Below are 17,541 nucleotides of genomic sequence, written 5' to 3' on the forward strand. Positions count from 1 at the left end.
AAATAAAAGGAGAAATATATTTTACGGACTTACAGCCTTTATGGCTTCCTACAATAATGAAAAAGGTTTCTTAAGGATGAGCTCTCCTTCCAGGTTGAACTGGGTGGTGGCTCTGGGTTTTTCAATACTCTCTAATAATATCCGGGTAGCCAGGCGTCCCATTTCGGGCAAGGGTTGTTTGATATAGGCAAAGGGGGCATAAAAAATTCGAGTGCTTCCGTTTCGTCAAAACTTACAATGGCCAGGTCGCCGGGTACCTTTACAGATAGGGTGCTAATATACCTTAAACCAGCCACGGCAATATTATTAGCGCCAAATAACAGGGCATCAACAGGTGCTTCACCGGCCAGCAGTTCCTGGATGGCTTTGTCGATAGTACCTTTTTCGGCCTTGATATCTACTTCTTTGATCAGGCTATTGGCAGCAGGCAATTGATGTTTTTCCAGGGCGGCCCTATATCCCCGTTTGCGCTCCTGCAAGTGGAAAAGCTCCGAATCGTAAGTCACCATACCAATGTTACGGCAACCGCTTTGAATAAGGTGCTCTACTCCTTTAAAGGCAGCGCCATAATTATCAGGGCTACGTAATTGGTTTTCAGCGCTGGAAAATACCGGTCGATCAATACGAAAGGCACTTGCTGTTCTTGCAGGTAAATGACCTGGTGTTCGGAAAAGGCAGGCGGCGAAATGATGAGACCATCCACCTGCCGGTCTAACAAGGTATCGATCAGCTTACCGCATTTCCGGGCATTCTCGTCCGAGCTGCTAAAGATTACGGTATATTGATGTCGCTCGGCCTCATCCTCGATAATGCGTGCCATACCCGATGAGAAAGGGTTGGCGATATCGGCTACAATGAGTCCAATGGTATAGGTCTTATTGATTTTGAGGCTGCGGGCTACCTGATTGGTACGATAGTTCAGTTGGGCCGCCACTTCCCGGATGCGCTGGGCCAGTTCTTTCGACACCCTGTTCTCGCGCTTGTTGTTCAAGACATAGGAAACCAGGGCGGTTGACACCCCTACTTTTGCGCAATATCTTTCAAGGAAACCTTTCGCTCCATGTCCCGGTTTATAGATAAAACACTAAAATACAATTATTGCATTAACCAACCATCAATAAGTAAGTCAATGAATATCAATCATATAAATACCTTTATAGCATTAAAGCGGCATTAAGAAACGTTAAAAGGAATAACTGGTTAAACGTTTAACCATATGGGCGTATCTTTGCGTAGTCGAAACACAATTCAACCTCCCAGCCTGAGATTGTCAATACCTAAGAGAACGGCTGGCCAGGGTATAACATTTAAAGCCTGTGAGTATGGAAACAATAACCAATGTAGGGCTCATTGAATGTAAAACACCTACGGGTGCCTTTAACACCGATTCGCTGGGCAACCAGCATGGCTTTCGCCTGAAGAAGGTGATGGTGCAGAATGCCTCTCCGGAGATCACCCGGATGCATTACCCTCAGTCGGAAATCGTATTGGATAAAGAGCTATCATGGATGACTCAAGCATAGATCTCGTAGTTATTTCAGGTGCTGCAAAAAGTGATCTTGATCTGGTGGCAGAAGTGCTGCAAACAGGTAAGCATGTAAGAATTGTTTAGTTACAGAATGAGTTGTCAAATTGCCTGTACTGTGTGAAAGATATTACCTATGGGAACGGAGCTAAAAGCTCACTTGAGATCCCCTACACGAATGCCTGCTGAAATAGCGGGCATTTTTATTTGTTTAACCCCTAACCTATTCAACTATTTAAGTACAGCTCATGAAACAAAGCAATTTTTTAACCACGCTGAAACCTGGCTTACTAACACTTACGTTGGGCGGCATGGTAGTGGGTATGACGGAATTTATGATGATGGGGGTGCTGCCGGATGTAGCCAACTCCCTGTCGATCTCAATTCCTTCGGCCGGCTACCTCATTGCTATATATGCGCTGGGGGTTGTGATCGGTGCGCCGTTGATGACAGGCCTGACGGGCCATTACCGGCCCAGGACGGTACTCATGGGGCTCATGGGTATGTTTGCCTTGTTCAATACCTTGTTTGCCCTGGCACCCAATTATGGGCTATTACTGACGGCGAGGTTCTTTGCTGGATTGCCGCATGGCGCCTTTTTCGGCATGGGTGCGGTGGTAGCCAGTCGCCTGGCCGAGCCCGGCAGGGAAGCCAGGTCGGTATCTATGATGTTTGCCGGCCTCACACTCGCTAATATCATTGGTGTTCCGCTGGGCACCTGGATGGCGCATACGATTGGCTGGCGTTGGTCCTTCCTGGCCATTGCAGCTATTGCTGTGATCGCCGCGGTAAGCATCCGGAAATGGATGCCCAACCTGGCTCCTGGAGCCAATGGAGGCTTTGGTCAAAGCATTAAGGTTTTTAAGCAAAAGGATATCTGGCTCATCATTGGTATCAGCAGTATAGGAACGGGTGGCTTATTTGCCTGGATCAGTTATATAGCGCCGTTGATGACAGAAGTAGCCGGATTTGGTAGTGGGCGTATCAGCAGTATTATGATTATTGCCGGCCTGGGTATGGCCGCTGGTAATTTTGTTGGCGGCCGGCTGGCCGACAAGTTCTCGCCGCTCAAAACTACCAGCATGCTTTTATTAACCATGATTGGAGCGCTGCTGATCGTATCGGTAGTGAGTTATTATAAATTGCCAGCCATTGTAATGACCTTTCTCACAGGGGCTATTGCCTTTGCGGTGATAGCACCCATGCAAATGCTGATGATCCGGGCAGCCAAGGGAGCCGAAATGCTGGCCTCCTCCGCGCTGCAAGCCAGCGCCAATATGGGTAATGCGCTGGGCGCTTACCTGGGTGGGCTGCCCATTGCGGCAGGTTTTGGTTATACTTCACCGGAATATGTAGGCGCCGGATTAGCGCTCACCGGTTTTATTCTTTGTATGGTGCTTGCCAAACAGAAAAAAACACCTGTCCACCTTCCCGAAGGCAAACAGGTTATTCATTCACCATTAAAGGAAAAAAATTATGAAAACAGTATCTCTTAGTATCAACAACGGATTAAAAGGATTTATTAATCTTATTACATCGCAGACTGGATATGCAACGCAGACAAAAGGCAGGACATGGCGCTCCTACCGGACTACCGGTGATGATGGGGCTACGCCTGCATCTCCCAACAGTACAAGCAGGTTCAACCGGCTGACTGCCGGTCATTTCCTGGCAGGCCCTCATGGCATCTTTGATCCCCGGTTGGTGAAATAAGATCGGTGCTATCAGGCAGCCACAGTTGCCACCTGCTGAAAGATATTTCTAAGCTGTACAGTATGCCGTTTGGTATGGCAGATGGCGAAAACGACCCATTCCCAACGGGTAAGAAGGCCAACACCGGGAAACTCAAATTCATTACAGGTGAAGGAGAGGTCGATGGTGCGCGCTTTGACAGTCATATCATCCCAGGTGGCCCTGAAGCCCTGCAACTGGGCATTTCTATCCTGCGGCCCGCCGGAAGGAAGGATAAAATCAGGTGATTGCATTTTGGTATCGTAGTCCAGGAAAATTGACTCGATAGTCACCACATGCGCATCTGGCTTTCTTCCGGTGGTAGGGGCGGTATCTCCCTCCATCATATAGGGTATTCCCTCCAATGATTTGTATAAATGTTCGCCTACCTGACCGGCAGTCCAGCTACCGGCAAATGGTACTTTATTGAATTGTTCCTGGCTAAAGGAGGCCAGGGCATGTAATAATTCCCGGCCGGCGATATCCAGTTCTAGTAGCAATTTATCCAGGTGGGCAAAAGGCAGGTCGATAAAATTCTTTACAGGCATATACTTGGTTATTTAATGATAAAGCAAACCTACTGTCAATTGCTCAAACCAGTACTGTGCTAATCCGACAATAAAGCGGGCTGAATGCGTCAGGCAGGCGCCATGAAAATACCTATATACTGTAGAAGCTCCGCCGCACTTAACCGGCCGCCAGTCCGCTGGGATTGGCAGGTATGAAAATTGTATCAGTGATACCTTTTCATCAAAACTTACCATTATGGCTATCGTAAAAGTTATTGAGGTCATCGCTTCTTCCGAAAAAGCATTGACGATGCCTTACAAAATGCCGTAAAAGAAGCTGCTAAAACCATCCGCAACATTGACTCGGTGTATGTAAAGGATATCAAGGCCCATGTAAAGAACGATAAGATCGTTACGTACGGGGTGATCTGTAAGATCTCCTTCCGCCTGGATGGATAGACCCTTCCTATCCAATAATGCCGCAATTTATGGCCGCTTTCTGCTACTGGCATACCATTTAAGGATGCCTTTAGCAGAAATGTATTGATATGGCATTAACAAATTATCGAAAAAACGCTCATTCAGCCATACGCCCGAACCTACGGGCGGCAAGGCAGCCGGCAAAGCATTACACTTCGTAATACAAAAGCATGCTGCCACGCGCTTGCATTATGATTTCCGGCTGGAAATGGTAGGGGTATTGAAAAGCGACCGGCAAAACCGCTACTCGAAAAAGCGGTACGGAAAGCTACTCCCCGTAAGTTGGCCCGAAAAAAAAAGCAGTAAGCCTACCCGCAGCGTCTAAAGCGCCTTTCCCTAAAAAGATATCTCCCATGTTGGTCACTCTGGTGAGTGAACCGTTTGATGCACCAGGCTGGTTGTATGAGATCAAATGGGATGGTTACCGGGCGCTGGCCCTTTGCCATAAGGGTAAGGTAGAACTGCAATCGCGCAATCAAAAATCCTTCAATGAGAAATTCTATCCGGTATACCAAGCGGTGGTAGACTGGCAGCTCAATGCCATCATTGACGGGGAAATATGTGTGGTCAATGAAAGGGGATTGCGCATTTTGGTTCCCTCCAAAACTGGCGCAGTGAAGCGGATGGAGAACTGGTGTATTATGTATTTGATATGCTATGGCTGGATGGCCGCGACCTTACGGGGCTATCGCTGGTTGAACGCCGGGCACTGTTAAAGCCCCTGGTACCGGCAACAGGCGTTATACGGTATAGTGAGTCTTTTGAGAGTAGCGCCACGGAATTCCTTGCTGTGGCCGCAACCATGGGTATGGAGGGGGTAATGGCCAAGAAAGCGGATAGTATTTACCTGCCCGGGGAAAGAACACGGGATTGGTTAAAGCTTAAGGTGAACAAACGGCATGAGGTAGTCATTGGCGGTTTTACGCGTAATGAGGATTCGCCCAAGCGGTTCAGTGCGTTGCTGGTAGGGGTATATGATGGAAAGCGTTTGCATTATACCGGTAAGATCGGTACGGGTTTCAATGATAAGATGCAGCAGGAAATGATGCAGCGGTTCAAACCCTTGATCACCACCAAATGCCCTTTTACAGAACTGCCAGACGTCAATAAGCCTTCCCGTTTCAGGCCCAACCCACCGCATGCTACGGTTACCTGGCTGCGGCCAAAGCTGGTAGGCGAGGTCAGTTATGCTGAAATTACCAGCGACGGATTAATGCGGCATCCCAGATTACCACGGTTCACCAGCATAGAAAGACTTACCCAAAACAGGAAGGGAAAGATCTATATTGACTACCTGCAAAACCGGCCCAAAGCCACGCTGGCAGCGGCTTACTCACTACGACCCAAACCCGGCGCCACGTTGCCGATGCCGCTGGATTGGTCGGAGGTCAAGAAGGGTTTAGAGCTACTCGATTTCACAATGTTGAATGCAATTCAGCGGGTCAAAAGCACCGGTGATCTATTCAAACCGGTATTGGGTAAGGTGGCTAATATTGCCAAAGCGCTTCGGCAATTGGAATGACGTCCGGTTATTAAAATGTACGTCTCCCCAATGAAGAATCTGCCCTATAAGTCACATTGATAATTTCTCCAATGAGCTCTCAATGGAATCGTGAATAACTGGTGTACAAATGATAGGCTGATATGGATGTTTCTTACTATATTACTTCATTAATTTTGGAGGATAGATTAACATCCTGTCTAATGCAGGAATAAGATCCCTTCCTCCTGCATTAGACACCATCATCAATCGTAAAAAAAAAACAGAACAATGGCAACAAAAAAGCGCCCAAGAAAGCAGCTAAAAAAGCAGTAAAAAAGGCCGCCAAGAAAGCAGCACCTAAGAAGGTTGCAAAGAAAGCCGTAAAGAAAGCCGCAAAGAAAGCAGCAGCTCCTAAGAAAGCCGCTAAGAAGAAATCAGCCAGGAAACCAAATGCAGCCTTCATGGCTCCCCTCACACCAAGTACAACACTTGCTGAAGTAATTGGTGCAAAGGCTATCCCAAGAACAGAGATCGTTAAGAAGATCTGGGACTACATCAAGAAGAACAACCTCCAGGACAAAAAGAACAGGAGAATGATCAACGCTGATGCCAAGTTGAAACCCATCTTTGGCAAAGACCAGATCTCCATGTTTGAACTGGCAAAGATTGTCAACAAGCATGTAAAATAAATCTGACAAGGACAGGTACCAGATTGCCAGGTTATTTTGCTATAACCTGGCAACATTCCTGTCACACTTCAGTATTTACAAAGCCAATGCCTCTTTTATCTTCTTTTCGATGAGCTCCTGCTCAAATCCATTGGTAAAAACCTGCAGCACATTACCATTTTTATCGAGCAATACCAGTGAGGGGCAACCCGGCAAACCCAGGCTTTTAAACAGTTTACCACCCTTGTACAGCATTTTATAAGCAGGCTGGTGCTTATTGTAAAAGAACCGCATATCGCTTTCTCCATCTTCTATATTGACGGTGAGCAATTGAAAGGCTTGTCCGCCAAACTTGTTTTGTAAGGAATTGTAATGGGGCATGGCTGCCATACAAGGGCCACAGGATTTGAACCAGAAATCCAATAGCACGACTTTACCTGCGTATTGATGAAGGGAGATGCTGTCAATGGCAGCAAGCGTATAGTTGGGCAGGGTAAAACCGGCGACCTGGCTGCCCACCTTTACCAGGGGTATTTTCTTTATGGGGCGGAAAGGCATGTAGCTGCCTGCATAGCTGCTGTATTTCCAGGAGGCAGCGGTGGGCCTGGCAGGCTTTGTATTGATGGCAGTATAGGTTACCGTCAGAAAATCGCGGTCATCGCTTCCCCGGATATATTTGGAAATGAAGCTATGGGGCAGGTATGTTTCTTTATTGATGACGAGGTAATAGGGTCTCTGCAAATTGGCCACGCCAATGGAATCAGTTCCATTAAAGCCTAAAAATACCTGCCCGGGTATTCTATTTTTACACAATGGTAATGGTGATAGGCAATGAGGGTATCGCTAAGTGTTTTCTGGATCCGGTCATCGCTGATGATGGTGGGCAGGTTACTGCGCAGCATGGCCAGGAATGGAATAAATAGCTATTGCCTTCCAGTTGTTGGGCTGTTCTGGCAGTAGCGGTGTCGATGGTCATGGCCTCGTTATCCAGGCGTAGGGTGCGCTGGCCGTCGTAAACAAACAGCTGTTGATCCCTGCGTGCCTGGAACTGCAACCCGATGGGGCTTTGCTGGTTGTATTCTATATACAGGTCAGCGCCCATGGTATTGTGGTAATTGCCTTCATAATACCTTGTTTCGCGGGTTTGCCGGTAACTGAAGGTGGTGAGGCTTTGTAGTTTGGTGCTTGTTTTTGCAGCACAGCCACGGCGTTGTTGGGGGTACCGGGGCTTTGGGCCTGGGCAAAAGACGCTGCGCATAGGGGGAGGCATAATAAAATACGTTTCATGATTGTATTGATTGTTCAAACAAACATAGGCCATCTGCCAGGGGTACAACCGGCGTTTCGGCAAGGGGTTGCTACAAAAGACGAGGCTGGTTAATCGAAAAATAAAGGGTGTTTATCGAAAAGGCCTGCTTTTGCCAGGCAGGTCTCTTTTATAAAGCAGGTTTACAATATCTTTAAAAGCTATGGGGTTCAAATGGTCTTTCAGAGGGATGGATAAATACACCCGGATAGAATGGATCTTCTTTCTGTTCATCTGGATTGTTATTCCCATAGCGTCGGACCTGGAGTATGGTTTTAATGAAGAGGCCCACCAACTACAGTGGAGTTATTTTCGGGTCAGTATCATCCGGCGCATCGTGTGGGGTATTTTTATGGTGATCCCCACTACCTGTTTTATAAACTGGCTATCCAACGGTTGCTGATCAGGAAAAAATACGGGTACTTTTACTATCCATCCTTTTATTTATCGTGGTGCGTGAGGTGTACACGGTTTATGTTATGTATGGATCTATTAGCCGGCTTACTTTTTTACCGGCCGAAATGATCACGGAAGCGACCAAGGTAATGCAACTGAAGGGCCGGTTACATTTCACGATCAATTACCTGGCGGTACAGTTATTGGAAATGATCGCCCTGGCTTATTTTATCGATTACGACAAGCAGCAAAAACAAATACAGGAACTAAAACGGCTGCAAGCGGAAACGGACCTTCAATATCTCAGGGCGCAACTACAACCGCATTTCTTTTTAATACGCTTAACAATATCTATTCGCTGGCCCTGCAGCAATCGGCGCTAACGGCCCCGCTGGTAGCCAAATTATCGGATATGATGCGTTATGTACTCTATGAAACAGGGCAGGCCAGGCAACCGCTCAGCCAGGAGATCGGCTTCCTGAGCAATTATATTGACGTACAATCGGTACGGTTCCCGGAAAGCACCAAGATCCGGTTTGACACGCAGGGTATCACGGATCAAGCGCAGATTGAGCCGCTGCTCCTGCTGCCCTTTATAGAAAATGCTTTCAAACATGGTATAGAGGAAGTTCCTGGCGGCTTTATGGAGATCATTATTTACCTGAATGCTCATGAACTTACGTTATCGGTAAAAAACAGTCGGCCAGACGGGAATATGGACCAGGCAACCGCTGCCGGCTATGGCATTGGCATGGACAATACAAGGAAACGATTGCGGCTGCTGTACCGGGAAAACATTCCTTGCGGCTGCAGGAAAATAAGGACACTTATGAAGTACTTTTAACTATTATGCTGCATTGATATGGTACACTGTATGATCGTTGATGATGAGCCGCTGGCGCAACAGGTATTGGAAAAATATATTCTCAAACGGAAGGTTTGACGCTGGCAGGCAAATGCTTTACGGCTGCCGAAGCTTTTGAGGTACTGCACCAGCAGGGCATTGACCTGCTGTTCCTGGATATCAAAATGCCGCTGGTAAATGGCATGCAATTCATACAATCGCTGAAAAACCCACCCGCCTTTATTTTTACTACAGCCTATGCCGAATATGCGCTGGTGAGTTATGAGCTGGAAGCGGTTGATTACCTGTTAAAACCCATCACTTACGAACGGTTTCAAAGAGCATAGCCGTTTCCTGCAGCAACAGCCAACCCCGCTTAGCCCACCCGCCAAAGACTATGTATATTTTAAGGTGGATGGTAATTTGGTAAAGGTCTTTCATGAAGAAATCCTTTATGCGCAATCGCTGAAGGATTATATGAAGATCGTGACGCCTACGGGCAACCATATTACGCACCTTACTATGAAATCGTTGCTGGAACTGTTGCCGGACCAACATTTCAAACGCATACACCGGTCGTATGTAGTGAACACCAATCACCTGACCATAATTGGAAAAAGACAGTGTAAGCATTGGGAAAACAACGATTCCCGTGGGTGAGCACTATAAAAACAATTTGAGGAGCTAGGCCGCCTACTTGCGCGAGGGTCAGAGGTGACACCTTGCGCTTGCGTCGCAAACGAAAGGTGTCACCTCTGCCAGCAATTGGCTAAACCCTAAATAGCTAATACCTACTCCCCTGTCACAAACCGGGTTGCTTAATTGTCTTCTGTTAAAGGGGGTACCCCTATTCTTACAAATAACTTAGATTTATCTAATATGGACGCTAAAGCGGCACTGTTTATTGAATACAAGGCCCTGCTGTTCACTATGGCCTATAATATGCTGGGCAGTGTGGATACTGCCGAGGACATCGTGCAGGATACTTTCCTAAAGTGGATGGAAACGGAAGATGGTACGGTGAGGCATACGAAGGCCTACCTGGTGAAGATGGTGACGAATCGCTGCATCAATTACCTCCACAGTGCCCGTGTACAACGGGAAAGTTATGTAGGTGTGTGGCTGCCGGAGCCCTTACTCAATTATGGTATTAACTATGGCCAGCAAGGTGGCGAATAAGTATTGACGCTGTCACAGAAAAATGGGTTGGCTTGTCTTAGGTACAAAAGCAAATTATGATCTATCAAGCATCCTTATGGTTCCATATCATTGGCATTACTTTACTGGCCGGCACCACGGTTACGGATTTTGTATTGACCCGGAAATTCTGGACTTTCTATGCCAAAGACAGGACAGAGGGTATATTGGTGAGGAAAATGTCGGATAAGTTGCCATTACTGATCGTTGCCGGGATTGTGCTAATCCTGCTATCGGGTGTGGGTATGATGACCATTCTTCACAGTGTTCTTGGACTTATGTTGTGGTTCAGGATCAAAATGGCGCTGGTGGTAGTGGTGATCTTGAATGGGGTGGTATTTGGGCGACGACTGGCTACGCAACTCAACCGGCTGTTGGCAGCAGGCCCTGCGCAAACACCCGACGAACAATCGCTGAACCGGGTGAAGCGCAACCTGCAGCTCTTTCATATTGCGCAGCTGGCCTTGTTTGGGATTATCTTTTTATTGAGTGCCTTTAAGTTTAATTGATGGGAAGGCCTGACACCAGTACGCTCATGCACCGAGCCAGGCTGTATACTTCCGACAGGGATTTGCCTTACCGGGCAGGACGGTTTTTCTGTTCTTTGCGCAATTTTTTCTGTTCTTTTGCCTTGATGCAAAGATCAAGTCTGGCCCGATCCCTCCGGGCGGCCAGACGGGCTTACTCCTCCCCAGCTGTAACTTTGATTATTTACTGTTGGCAACTTTCTCTTTCTAGCTTGGGCACCAGTACGCTCATGCACCAAGCCAGGCTCATCCCTGTCATGCGGCGGGAAGGCGAGCGAGTGTTAGCTTTTAGCGCTTTTGGTTCGCCAACACCTATATGCTAACACCTAACAGCTAATACCAATTTTATATCAATCCTTGCTGAACGGCTAATTTGATCAGGGCAGCTACATTTTTTACTTCAAACTTCTGGAGGAGGTTCCGGCGGTGGGTTTCTACAGTCAGTGGGCTTAATGACAGTTGGGAGGCGATACCGGCGGTGGTGATGCCTTCTGAAATGAGTAGCAATATCTCCTTTTCGCGCTTGGTGAGCTGGGGGATGCCTTTTAGCTCCTTTACAGAAGGCCGGGCAATAATTTCTTTGACCTCTTTACTGAAGGTGATCTGACCGTTCAAAGCTTCATTGATGGAAGCCAGGAGTTCGGCCGAGGAGGCATTCTTCAGCAAATATCCACTGGCCCCATTTTGCAGGGCCTGCATGATAATGCTCCGCTCACTGTGGTTGCTCAATACGAGTATACAGGTAGCGGGGCTTATTATTTTGATCTCCTTACAAAGATCCATTCCGTTGATATCAGGCAGGGAAATATCCAGGAGTACAATATCTATTTTATTGCTTTTCAGAAACTCAATAAAGGTGGCGCCCATAGTAAAATAACCTGCTACATATACATGGTCTGTCTTATCCAGTAGTTTTAAAATCCCTTCAATGACAACAGGATGGTCGTCTACAATGGTCAGCGCTATCCTGTCTTTATCCTGCAACATACAATTCAATATTTATGGTGGTTCCTTCATTAATAGCTGAGGCAATATCCATTTTGCCATTCAGGTAATCTACCCTGCTTTTTACATTGCTCAAACCAATGCCCTTGGCCCTGGTCGTTATTTTGGGGTCAAATCCCTTGCCATTATCTTCCAGGGTCACTAAAAGATCCCTTCATTTTGGCTGCATTGGAGTAAAATGCTGGAAGCGCCGGAATGGCGGATGGCATTGGTGAGTAATTCCTGCACAATACGGTAAATGGTGACCTGTGTTTGCTGGGGAATGGTGGTTTCAATGCCAAAAGATTGGTATTCGATGTGGGTGTGGCCGGTCATCACCGATTCGCACAGGTCTTTCAAGGCTGTTTCCAATCCCAGTTTCAGGAGGGCTTCAGGCATCATATTACGGGCAATACGGCGCAGTTCGCTGATCGAATGATCGAGTTGTCCAATTACCTTGTGCAGGTCGGCATCCTGTGGTACGGGGTTGTTACGGTAAGGCCGGTTAAATTCATTTTACGCCGGCCAGCATCCCTCCTAAACCATCGTGCAGGTCGCCCGCTACGCGGCGCCGTTCTCTTTCTTCTCCCTGGAGCATGGCATGGCTGAACTGGATTTGCTGTTGCTGGTCTATTTCCTTTAGTTGTTGCTGGTGATTCAGGTCTTTTTGAACAGACAGTTTTTTATTGTTGCGATAATAGAGCAGGGCCAGCATGGCCACAATGAGCAACAGGATACTGGCCGAAGCCAGGAACCAGTTCAATAAACGGGTATTACGGGCGGTGAGAGCTGCCTTTTCATTTGCTGCCTGGAGGCCAGCGATCTTCTTATGGTTCTCGGCATCATTGAACTTCAGGTCCAGGGCCTGGATATCTGTTTTCAATTGGCTTTCATGTACGCTGTCGCTAAGTTTACTGTATTGTTTGGACCATTGATAGGCATCTTTCAGGTTACCCAGGCCGGCATGGGTTTCGGCCAGGCCTTTATACAGTTGGAGGCGGTTGGTGATCTGTGATATCATTTCGGGCTGGGCTATCAAATAGTCTAATATGGGCCGTGCATCTCGGTAATTCTTCTGATCAAAAAAGGCATAGAATTTTTGCAGCAGGAGACGTTGCTCTTCATAGCGCCTGCCTGCTTGCTTTGCCAGCGCAATACCTTTGTTGGCACTCACCAGGGCATCATTAAACTGTTTTGCTGCATTCAGATAGATGCTTTCGGCAGCGTAATAATCTACGAGGAGGGAGGAGGTGGGGAAAGGCGTTAGCATGGCTTTGGCACTGTCGAGCATGGATTTGGCCTGGGCAAGCTTTTCCCACAATACGTAGTTCTCGCCAGCGGTAATATAGGCAGTGGTGAGGGCACTTTCTTCATGGAGTTCCCTGAATACTGCAATGGCCAAAAGGCACCAGGTAGATGCTTTCCCGTATTGGGTTGTGTTCTTAAAGGTGAGTGCCAGGTCGTGGTAATTTTTAGCCAGTCCCGAACTGTCGCCCGCTTGTTGGGCCAGGGGAATGGCCTTACTGATGAGGATTTCGGCAAAGGCTTTTTCATCGCCCTTTGCCTGTTGCAGCACGCCATAATTGTGCCATGACTGTGACCTGAAAAGTTTGGCGTTCTTCGTGTCAAACTTACTAAGGAGGGTATCGGCCCTTAAAAAGGCGGCTTCGCTTTTGGGGATATCGCCGTTGGCATAAAAAAATAATACCCTCATAGAACCAGGATATGGCTAATTGGAAGGGATTGCTTTTTGCATATTGCCTTCCCTGATCCAGGTATTCCCTGGCTTTTGCGGGATCCCTGAATACCCAATAATAGGACAGCAAGTAACTGGCCTTGGTTTTTACGCTATCGGCCGTGGCCTGCTTCAATACATTACTAAGGCTGTCGCTGTACCTATTTTCATCCAGGGGCACTTGGGCGCTGACCCCTGAAATGATGGTTGCCAGCAGCAGGAAGAGGGTGGTGTGGCGGATCATGCTGGCAAAGTAAACAACAATTGGTGAATACTTTTTCACTATATCGATAATACCTAAAAACAGGTACTATTGGTATACCTGTTTTAAAGTAACTTTTGTGCCTGGACACTGTTGATGTAAAGAGCGCAGAGGGTCACCAATAAAACAGTTCTTGTCAGGGAGAAGAGGTTAGGTGCTGCAGGGATTAATAATAAGGGTTTTGTTTCAGGTTCTTGTTGACCCGTAATTCCCTGTTGGGAATGGGCCAGATGTATTGGGCATCGGTGGGCTTAAGCAGTACGGCACCCAGTGCATTAATGGCATCTTCGGGATTGCGGCTGATGGGCAGTTTGTGGCGGCGCAGGTCGAAATGACGATGGCCTTCAAATGCCAGTTCTTTGAACCGCTCTGTATCTACGGCTGCATTCAGGGCTTCTTTGGTGGTAAAGTCCTGGTCAACATAACCAGTGATCCTTTGGGCACGCAGAGCATTGAGGTCATTTTTGGCGGCGGAGAGGTTATTCTTTTCGGCATACGCTTCTGCCCGTATGAGGTACATCTCGCCGGTACGGAATAACTTAATGCCGGTGAGGTTACGATTATCCGGATCGTCGCTCATGAATTTAACCACGGCATTGGGTGTTTTACCGGCGGCCTTCCGGGCCGGGTCTATAACAATGTAAGTACTGAAACGAATATCATTGGCCTGGTCAAAAAGATTGGTGAGCTTATAGGATGCGGCATAGTATAAACGTGATCCACCGGGATTATCGAGGAAGTTGGCCTGTGTATAATTGTCGCTGAGACGTTTCTCATCATCGGCCACCACTCTTTTCAGTTTCCACAATATTTCGTCGTTGCTCTTGTCAGTCCATATCCGGGGAAATTAGCGCGTGATGCCAGTGGCGCCGCATTGATAACCTCTGTGGCATACTTAATGGCATTGTCCCAGTTTTTCTCATACAAGGCAGCGCGGGCCTGGATAGCCGACACGGCTATTACTGTGATCCGGGTATTGTCGTCAAATGAAGCCGGTATGAGGGCTTTGGCGGCGGTGAGGTCGGTGTTTATTTTGGCCATGGTAGCGGCAAAAGACAGGCGGGCCGGGTAGCTGATCTCTGACTTTTCCATATAGGGCACCCCAAAGAATCGGCTACATAACCAGCCGCGAAGTTGCGGATAAGCTCAAGATGACAATAAGCACGCAGCGCCAGCAGTTCGCCCTTGTATTGGGGTTTCAGCGCTTCCTCACCTGGCTTGGGTACAATGTCGTCGATCACTGCCAATACTCTGTTGGCATAGTCAATAGCTGCATAATTATCGCCCCAGGCATCATGTTCAAAACTGCCATCGTATTGCCAGCGGTAGGTGGCTACACCACCTCCGGTATTGTTTTCAGAAGGCAACATGACCTCATCGGTAATGCGGGAAGTATAAAGAATGCTGCTGAAGTAATTGAGTTTGGTATAGGCTCCCAACAAACCTGCATTGAGGTCTTTTACACTCCTGAAGGCTTTGGTAGGGTCAATGAGGTCAGTGGGCAACAGGTCGATCTGTTTATTACAGGATGATATTGACAGGGTCAGCAAAGCAGCGGCCATTACTGTAATTGTATAGAAAGTGCGTTTGGTAGTCATGGTGGTTGGAATTAAAAGTTAAGGTTTAAGCCCACTACATAGGTTCTTGGCGCCGGATAGCTGAAACGGGCGTATTCATTGCCGTTCTCCGGGTCAAAGCCTCTCCATTTGGTCCAGGTTACCAGGTTTTGGGCCTGCAGGTTGATCTGTATACCGCTGATGGCTTTCCATTTACCGATTACTGATTTGGGTACATTGTAACCAATGTTCACATTCCTTAACCTTACATAAGAAGCATCCTGTATATCCCTGGAAGTAAAGGTGCGCCGGGCGCTGATGCGGGGCAGGATGGCATTATCGCCCGGCTTTTTCCAACGATCGTACAAGAGGCGGGTGGATTGGTTGCTGGTAGTAAAGCTGGGGTTTTCGTTGTAATAATCTTCGTTGTTGTAGCGGTTCACCCTGGCATTGAAGGTGAACAGGGCATTGCAATAAAAATCCTTCCAGCTTGGGGAGGTATTGAAGCCCCGGTAATAACGGGTACATAGGTACCAAATTCGGCCACGCTTAAAGTAGCCGCATTGTAGGTGGTTGTGATCTGGCCATCGGGGTGTAATATTGGGGATCGCCATTGGCGGGATTAACACCTGCCCATTTGGGTGCATAGTGCGCTCCAAAAGGAAGGCCTACGCGAATAATACCGGTGTACTGGTATTCAAACTCATTGACATTGCCCAGGTCAAGTACCACATTTTTGTTATAAGCCATATTGGCGCCGATGGTCCACAGCAGGTTTTTGTTTTTGATCACATCTCCTGCAGGTCGATCTCCACGCCACGGTTCCTCATTTTACCGGAGCTGATGTCCAGGTTGCGTGCGCCGGAAGTGAGGGGCAGGTCCTGGTTGATAAAGAGGTTGCTGGTGATGCGGTTATAAAATTCGCTGGTAAGCCGGATGCGGTTATTGAGAAGGGCCAGGTCGAAACCGATATTCAACTCTTTGGCATATTCCCAATCGTAGTTGGCATTGCCTGGTTGCTTGGGTATAATGGCGGCTAGGCCTCCATAGCTAGCTTGTCCGTAAGCGGGGAGATAACCAAAATTGCTGGTAAACGGACTAGCGGTAGTACCATAGCTGGCCCTTAACCTCAGGTTGGAAATGAGGTCCACCTCCTGCAGAAAACTTTCCCGCTTCACTTCCCAGCTGGCGCCCAGGGAATAGAATCCATGCCAACGGTTTTGTACCGGTAAGGTGGAAGAACCATCATAGCGGTAAGTGGCATTGAGGGTATATTTGTTTTGATAGGTATATCTTAATAGCCCCATAAAGGAGGCCATGGCATTTTGTGTGCGGCCGCCGCTCAGGTTGGGAATATAGGTACCGGGATTACCTACGCCGGCAAAAGTATTGGGCAACCTGCCATCGATACCATAACCAATATAGCCAAAGGAACGGTCTTTGTTGGATAGGTATTCAAACAAGCCGGATACTTCCACATCATGGTCTTCGGCAAAGATATTGGTATAGGTGAGCCCCGAAGTAGAAACGAGGGACAGGTGGCGCACGACGCCTTCACCAAAACTTCCCATCTCGCCATTATCGGACAACTTACGGCCTGCATAAGAATCCGGGTTGATCCAGTCTTCATTGGATTGATCGCGGTAGTCAATACCCAGTCTTGTTTTGGCAGTGAGTCCCTTCAACAGATTATAACTGATACTCATGCCCAACACGGTTTTTAACTGATCCCGCTTGCTGGAAGTATTGAGCATGCGTTCGTAGGCATCGCTGCCTTCGCGCAGGTCCAGCACAGGATAATTGGTACCATCTTCCGTTGTCACCAGTTTGCCATCGGGTGCATAAGGATATTCATAGGGAAGGGCATAATAGACGGCGGATAGAGGATTATTGCCACTTGAGCCTCCTTCACTTTGGATATAGGTTGATTTTGAGTAACCGATATTGAGGTTTACATTGGCTGTTAATTTTCCATAACTGAAGTCGAGGTTGTTTTTCAGGGTATATCTTTTAAGCCCTGACACTCTTACCAGTCCCTGCTGATCAAAATAGTTGAGTGAGGTGTAGAATCGGATATTCTGGTTACCACCGCTGGCACTTACCTGTTGTTCTATAAAACTACCATTGCGCATGAACAGGTCGCGCCAACCGGTATTAACACCCAGGAGGCTGTCTACAATATGATCGGCTTCCTGTTTTTCGGCGGGAGTTTTGGAAGCATAGTCCGGATTGAGTTTTGAATAGGTCCAGAAGGGGCCAGCCTCATCACCTATCTCCTGGCCAATGCCTTCTTCAAACTCTTTGCGTTCGGCGGAGTTCATCATCCTGAATTTGGTAG

Annotated in this window: 31 protein-coding genes; 14 read left to right on the plus strand and 17 right to left on the minus strand. The window is 47.6% G+C overall.

What is annotated here, in order from left to right:
• Window positions 1-131 precede the first annotated feature (131 nt).
• Both RS881_RS33650 and RS881_RS33655 read right to left on the minus strand, forming a co-directional pair.
• Window positions 132-623 carry a substrate-binding domain-containing protein gene (locus RS881_RS33650; protein ID WP_315824693.1) on the minus strand — a complete coding sequence of 164 codons (492 nt, stop codon included), beginning with the start codon at window positions 621-623 and terminating at the stop codon, window positions 132-134.
• Window positions 545-1,018 (minus strand): LacI family DNA-binding transcriptional regulator, encoded by a 474-nt coding sequence (locus RS881_RS33655; protein WP_315814751.1) that lies wholly within the window; start codon window positions 1,016-1,018, stop codon window positions 545-547. The genes RS881_RS33650 and RS881_RS33655 overlap by 79 nt, the downstream gene beginning before the upstream one ends.
• 304 nt (window positions 1,019-1,322) lie before the next feature.
• Between RS881_RS33655 and RS881_RS33660 the strand changes: the two genes are divergently transcribed.
• The 3 genes from RS881_RS33660 to RS881_RS33670 all read left to right on the plus strand — a co-directional run bounded on the left by RS881_RS33660 (window position 1,323) and on the right by RS881_RS33670 (window position 3,238).
• Window positions 1,323-1,523, plus strand: a complete 201-nt coding sequence (locus tag RS881_RS33660; protein WP_315814752.1) for a hypothetical protein — start codon at window positions 1,323-1,325, stop codon at window positions 1,521-1,523.
• 250 nt (window positions 1,524-1,773) lie between these two features.
• Complete coding sequence (locus tag RS881_RS33665) at window positions 1,774-3,021, plus strand: MFS transporter (protein WP_315814753.1); 1,248 nt, start codon at window positions 1,774-1,776, stop codon at window positions 3,019-3,021.
• A complete protein-coding gene (locus tag RS881_RS33670; protein ID WP_315814754.1) occupies window positions 3,002-3,238 on the plus strand; it encodes a hypothetical protein in 237 nt (78 codons plus the stop codon). Before RS881_RS33665 ends, RS881_RS33670 begins: the two co-directional genes overlap by 20 nt.
• A gap of 11 nt (window positions 3,239-3,249) precedes the next feature.
• On the opposite strand, the gene RS881_RS33675 is transcribed toward RS881_RS33670, so the two are convergent.
• Window positions 3,250-3,804, minus strand: a complete 555-nt coding sequence (locus RS881_RS33675; RefSeq protein ID WP_315814755.1) for a DinB family protein — start codon at window positions 3,802-3,804, stop codon at window positions 3,250-3,252.
• Between the two features lie 318 nt (window positions 3,805-4,122).
• Between RS881_RS33675 and RS881_RS33680 the strand changes: the two genes are divergently transcribed.
• From RS881_RS33680 to ligD, 3 genes are all read left to right on the plus strand, one after another.
• Complete coding sequence (locus RS881_RS33680) at window positions 4,123-4,224, plus strand: dodecin domain-containing protein (RefSeq protein WP_315824694.1); 102 nt, start codon at window positions 4,123-4,125, stop codon at window positions 4,222-4,224.
• Between the two features lie 374 nt (window positions 4,225-4,598).
• Entirely contained in the window at window positions 4,599-4,961 is a 363-nt protein-coding gene (locus tag RS881_RS33685; RefSeq protein ID WP_315814756.1) for an ATP-dependent DNA ligase, read from the plus strand.
• On the plus strand, window positions 4,880-5,767 hold the full coding sequence (gene ligD / locus RS881_RS33690) for a non-homologous end-joining DNA ligase LigD (protein WP_315814757.1): 888 nt from the start codon (window positions 4,880-4,882) through the stop codon (window positions 5,765-5,767). The genes RS881_RS33685 and ligD overlap by 82 nt, the downstream gene beginning before the upstream one ends.
• A 211-nt stretch (window positions 5,768-5,978) precedes the next feature.
• Here ligD and RS881_RS33695 read toward each other — a convergent pair whose 3' ends face one another.
• Window positions 5,979-6,191 carry a hypothetical protein gene (locus RS881_RS33695; protein WP_315814758.1) on the minus strand — a complete coding sequence of 71 codons (213 nt, stop codon included), beginning with the start codon at window positions 6,189-6,191 and terminating at the stop codon, window positions 5,979-5,981.
• On the opposite strand from RS881_RS33695, the gene RS881_RS33700 reads away from it, so the two are divergent.
• Window positions 6,190-6,417, plus strand: coding sequence for an SWIB/MDM2 domain-containing protein (locus RS881_RS33700; protein ID WP_315814759.1), 228 nt, complete (start codon window positions 6,190-6,192; stop codon window positions 6,415-6,417). The two genes, RS881_RS33695 and RS881_RS33700, sit on opposite strands and share 2 nt — an antisense overlap.
• A gap of 75 nt (window positions 6,418-6,492) precedes the next feature.
• Here the strand turns inward: RS881_RS33700 and RS881_RS33705 are convergent, their stop codons facing one another.
• Entirely contained in the window at window positions 6,493-7,209 is a 717-nt protein-coding gene (locus tag RS881_RS33705; protein WP_315814760.1) for a TlpA family protein disulfide reductase, read from the minus strand.
• Window positions 7,202-7,717: a hypothetical protein gene (locus RS881_RS33710; RefSeq protein ID WP_315814761.1), complete on the minus strand. Its 516-nt coding sequence runs from the start codon at window positions 7,715-7,717 to the stop codon at window positions 7,202-7,204. Before RS881_RS33710 ends, RS881_RS33705 begins: the two co-directional genes overlap by 8 nt.
• Window positions 7,718-7,865: 148 nt before the next feature.
• Here RS881_RS33710 and RS881_RS33715 point away from each other — a divergent pair, with 148 nt between their 5' ends.
• From RS881_RS33715 to RS881_RS33745, 7 genes are all read left to right on the plus strand, one after another.
• Window positions 7,866-8,105 carry a hypothetical protein gene (locus RS881_RS33715; protein WP_315814762.1) on the plus strand — a complete coding sequence of 80 codons (240 nt, stop codon included), beginning with the start codon at window positions 7,866-7,868 and terminating at the stop codon, window positions 8,103-8,105.
• Between the two features lie 76 nt (window positions 8,106-8,181).
• Window positions 8,182-8,481, plus strand: a complete 300-nt coding sequence (locus RS881_RS33720) for a hypothetical protein (protein ID WP_315814763.1) — start codon at window positions 8,182-8,184, stop codon at window positions 8,479-8,481.
• Complete coding sequence (locus RS881_RS33725) at window positions 8,463-8,942, plus strand: sensor histidine kinase (RefSeq protein WP_315824695.1); 480 nt, start codon at window positions 8,463-8,465, stop codon at window positions 8,940-8,942. Before RS881_RS33720 ends, RS881_RS33725 begins: the two co-directional genes overlap by 19 nt.
• A gap of 95 nt (window positions 8,943-9,037) precedes the next feature.
• On the plus strand, window positions 9,038-9,289 hold the full coding sequence (locus RS881_RS33730) for a LytR/AlgR family response regulator transcription factor (protein ID WP_315814764.1): 252 nt from the start codon (window positions 9,038-9,040) through the stop codon (window positions 9,287-9,289).
• A gap of 64 nt (window positions 9,290-9,353) precedes the next feature.
• Window positions 9,354-9,602, plus strand: a complete 249-nt coding sequence (locus RS881_RS33735) for a LytR/AlgR family response regulator transcription factor (RefSeq protein WP_315814765.1) — start codon at window positions 9,354-9,356, stop codon at window positions 9,600-9,602.
• Between the two features lie 219 nt (window positions 9,603-9,821).
• Window positions 9,822-10,121, plus strand: a complete 300-nt coding sequence (locus tag RS881_RS33740; protein ID WP_315814766.1) for a sigma factor — start codon at window positions 9,822-9,824, stop codon at window positions 10,119-10,121.
• 56 nt (window positions 10,122-10,177) lie between these two features.
• Complete coding sequence (locus tag RS881_RS33745) at window positions 10,178-10,648, plus strand: hypothetical protein (RefSeq protein ID WP_315814767.1); 471 nt, start codon at window positions 10,178-10,180, stop codon at window positions 10,646-10,648.
• 363 nt (window positions 10,649-11,011) lie between these two features.
• On the opposite strand, the gene RS881_RS33750 is transcribed toward RS881_RS33745, so the two are convergent.
• The 11 genes from RS881_RS33750 to RS881_RS33800 all read right to left on the minus strand — a co-directional run bounded on the left by RS881_RS33750 (window position 11,012) and on the right by RS881_RS33800 (window position 17,527).
• Window positions 11,012-11,653 carry a response regulator gene (locus RS881_RS33750; protein WP_315814768.1) on the minus strand — a complete coding sequence of 214 codons (642 nt, stop codon included), beginning with the start codon at window positions 11,651-11,653 and terminating at the stop codon, window positions 11,012-11,014.
• Complete coding sequence (locus tag RS881_RS33755) at window positions 11,640-11,813, minus strand: ATP-binding protein (RefSeq protein ID WP_315814769.1); 174 nt, start codon at window positions 11,811-11,813, stop codon at window positions 11,640-11,642. The genes RS881_RS33750 and RS881_RS33755 overlap by 14 nt, the downstream gene beginning before the upstream one ends.
• Window positions 11,813-12,052: a sensor histidine kinase gene (locus RS881_RS33760; RefSeq protein ID WP_315814770.1), complete on the minus strand. Its 240-nt coding sequence runs from the start codon at window positions 12,050-12,052 to the stop codon at window positions 11,813-11,815. The genes RS881_RS33755 and RS881_RS33760 overlap by 1 nt, the downstream gene beginning before the upstream one ends.
• A 109-nt stretch (window positions 12,053-12,161) precedes the next feature.
• The gene (locus RS881_RS33765; protein WP_315814771.1) at window positions 12,162-13,364 is read right to left on the minus strand and encodes a sensor histidine kinase; all 1,203 of its coding nucleotides are present in this window, start codon (window positions 13,362-13,364) and stop codon (window positions 12,162-12,164) included.
• Complete coding sequence (locus RS881_RS33770) at window positions 13,285-13,668, minus strand: hypothetical protein (protein WP_315814772.1); 384 nt, start codon at window positions 13,666-13,668, stop codon at window positions 13,285-13,287. Before RS881_RS33770 ends, RS881_RS33765 begins: the two co-directional genes overlap by 80 nt.
• 145 nt (window positions 13,669-13,813) lie before the next feature.
• Window positions 13,814-14,455, minus strand: a complete 642-nt coding sequence (locus RS881_RS33775) for a RagB/SusD family nutrient uptake outer membrane protein (protein ID WP_315814773.1) — start codon at window positions 14,453-14,455, stop codon at window positions 13,814-13,816.
• A complete protein-coding gene (locus tag RS881_RS33780) occupies window positions 14,443-14,688 on the minus strand; it encodes a hypothetical protein (RefSeq protein WP_350339975.1) in 246 nt (81 codons plus the stop codon). The genes RS881_RS33775 and RS881_RS33780 overlap by 13 nt, the downstream gene beginning before the upstream one ends.
• Window positions 14,676-15,245, minus strand: a complete 570-nt coding sequence (locus RS881_RS33785; RefSeq protein WP_315814775.1) for a RagB/SusD family nutrient uptake outer membrane protein — start codon at window positions 15,243-15,245, stop codon at window positions 14,676-14,678. The genes RS881_RS33780 and RS881_RS33785 overlap by 13 nt, the downstream gene beginning before the upstream one ends.
• An 11-nt stretch (window positions 15,246-15,256) precedes the next feature.
• Window positions 15,257-15,646, minus strand: a complete 390-nt coding sequence (locus RS881_RS33790) for a hypothetical protein (RefSeq protein WP_315814776.1) — start codon at window positions 15,644-15,646, stop codon at window positions 15,257-15,259.
• A 106-nt stretch (window positions 15,647-15,752) separates the two neighbouring features.
• Window positions 15,753-15,995, minus strand: a complete 243-nt coding sequence (locus tag RS881_RS33795) for a hypothetical protein (RefSeq protein WP_315814777.1) — start codon at window positions 15,993-15,995, stop codon at window positions 15,753-15,755.
• Window positions 15,992-17,527, minus strand: coding sequence for a SusC/RagA family TonB-linked outer membrane protein (locus RS881_RS33800; protein WP_315814778.1), 1,536 nt, complete (start codon window positions 17,525-17,527; stop codon window positions 15,992-15,994). The genes RS881_RS33795 and RS881_RS33800 overlap by 4 nt, the downstream gene beginning before the upstream one ends.
• Between the last annotated feature and the right edge of the window lie 14 nt (window positions 17,528-17,541).

It is taken from the genome of Paraflavitalea speifideaquila (assembly GCF_032395985.1).
GTDB lineage: Bacteria > Bacteroidota > Bacteroidia > Chitinophagales > Chitinophagaceae > Paraflavitalea > Paraflavitalea speifideaquila.

Coding starts and splice junctions, on each gene's coding strand:
- RS881_RS33785 (WP_315814775.1), bottom strand. CDS start 15,245: ATGACTACCAAACGCACTTTCTATACAATTACAGTAATGGCCGCTGCT.
- RS881_RS33760 (WP_315814770.1), bottom strand. CDS start 12,052: ATGATGCCTGAAGCCCTCCTGAAACTGGGATTGGAAACAGCCTTGAAA.
- RS881_RS33660 (WP_315814752.1), top strand. CDS start 1,323: ATGGAAACAATAACCAATGTAGGGCTCATTGAATGTAAAACACCTACG.
- RS881_RS33665 (WP_315814753.1), top strand. CDS start 1,774: ATGAAACAAAGCAATTTTTTAACCACGCTGAAACCTGGCTTACTAACA.
- RS881_RS33710 (WP_315814761.1), bottom strand. CDS start 7,717: ATGGCCTATGTTTGTTTGAACAATCAATACAATCATGAAACGTATTTT.
- RS881_RS33685 (WP_315814756.1), top strand. CDS start 4,599: ATGTTGGTCACTCTGGTGAGTGAACCGTTTGATGCACCAGGCTGGTTG.
- RS881_RS33715 (WP_315814762.1), top strand. CDS start 7,866: ATGGGGTTCAAATGGTCTTTCAGAGGGATGGATAAATACACCCGGATA.
- RS881_RS33695 (WP_315814758.1), bottom strand. CDS start 6,191: ATGAAGGCTGCATTTGGTTTCCTGGCTGATTTCTTCTTAGCGGCTTTC.
- RS881_RS33700 (WP_315814759.1), top strand. CDS start 6,190: ATGGCTCCCCTCACACCAAGTACAACACTTGCTGAAGTAATTGGTGCA.
- RS881_RS33800 (WP_315814778.1), bottom strand. CDS start 17,527: ATGATGAACTCCGCCGAACGCAAAGAGTTTGAAGAAGGCATTGGCCAG.
- RS881_RS33720 (WP_315814763.1), top strand. CDS start 8,182: ATGTATGGATCTATTAGCCGGCTTACTTTTTTACCGGCCGAAATGATC.
- RS881_RS33750 (WP_315814768.1), bottom strand. CDS start 11,653: ATGTTGCAGGATAAAGACAGGATAGCGCTGACCATTGTAGACGACCAT.
- RS881_RS33780 (WP_350339975.1), bottom strand. CDS start 14,688: ATGGCCAAAATAAACACCGACCTCACCGCCGCCAAAGCCCTCATACCG.
- RS881_RS33670 (WP_315814754.1), top strand. CDS start 3,002: ATGAAAACAGTATCTCTTAGTATCAACAACGGATTAAAAGGATTTATT.
- RS881_RS33740 (WP_315814766.1), top strand. CDS start 9,822: ATGGACGCTAAAGCGGCACTGTTTATTGAATACAAGGCCCTGCTGTTC.
- RS881_RS33765 (WP_315814771.1), bottom strand. CDS start 13,364: ATGAGGGTATTATTTTTTTATGCCAACGGCGATATCCCCAAAAGCGAA.
- RS881_RS33675 (WP_315814755.1), bottom strand. CDS start 3,804: ATGCCTGTAAAGAATTTTATCGACCTGCCTTTTGCCCACCTGGATAAA.
- RS881_RS33745 (WP_315814767.1), top strand. CDS start 10,178: ATGATCTATCAAGCATCCTTATGGTTCCATATCATTGGCATTACTTTA.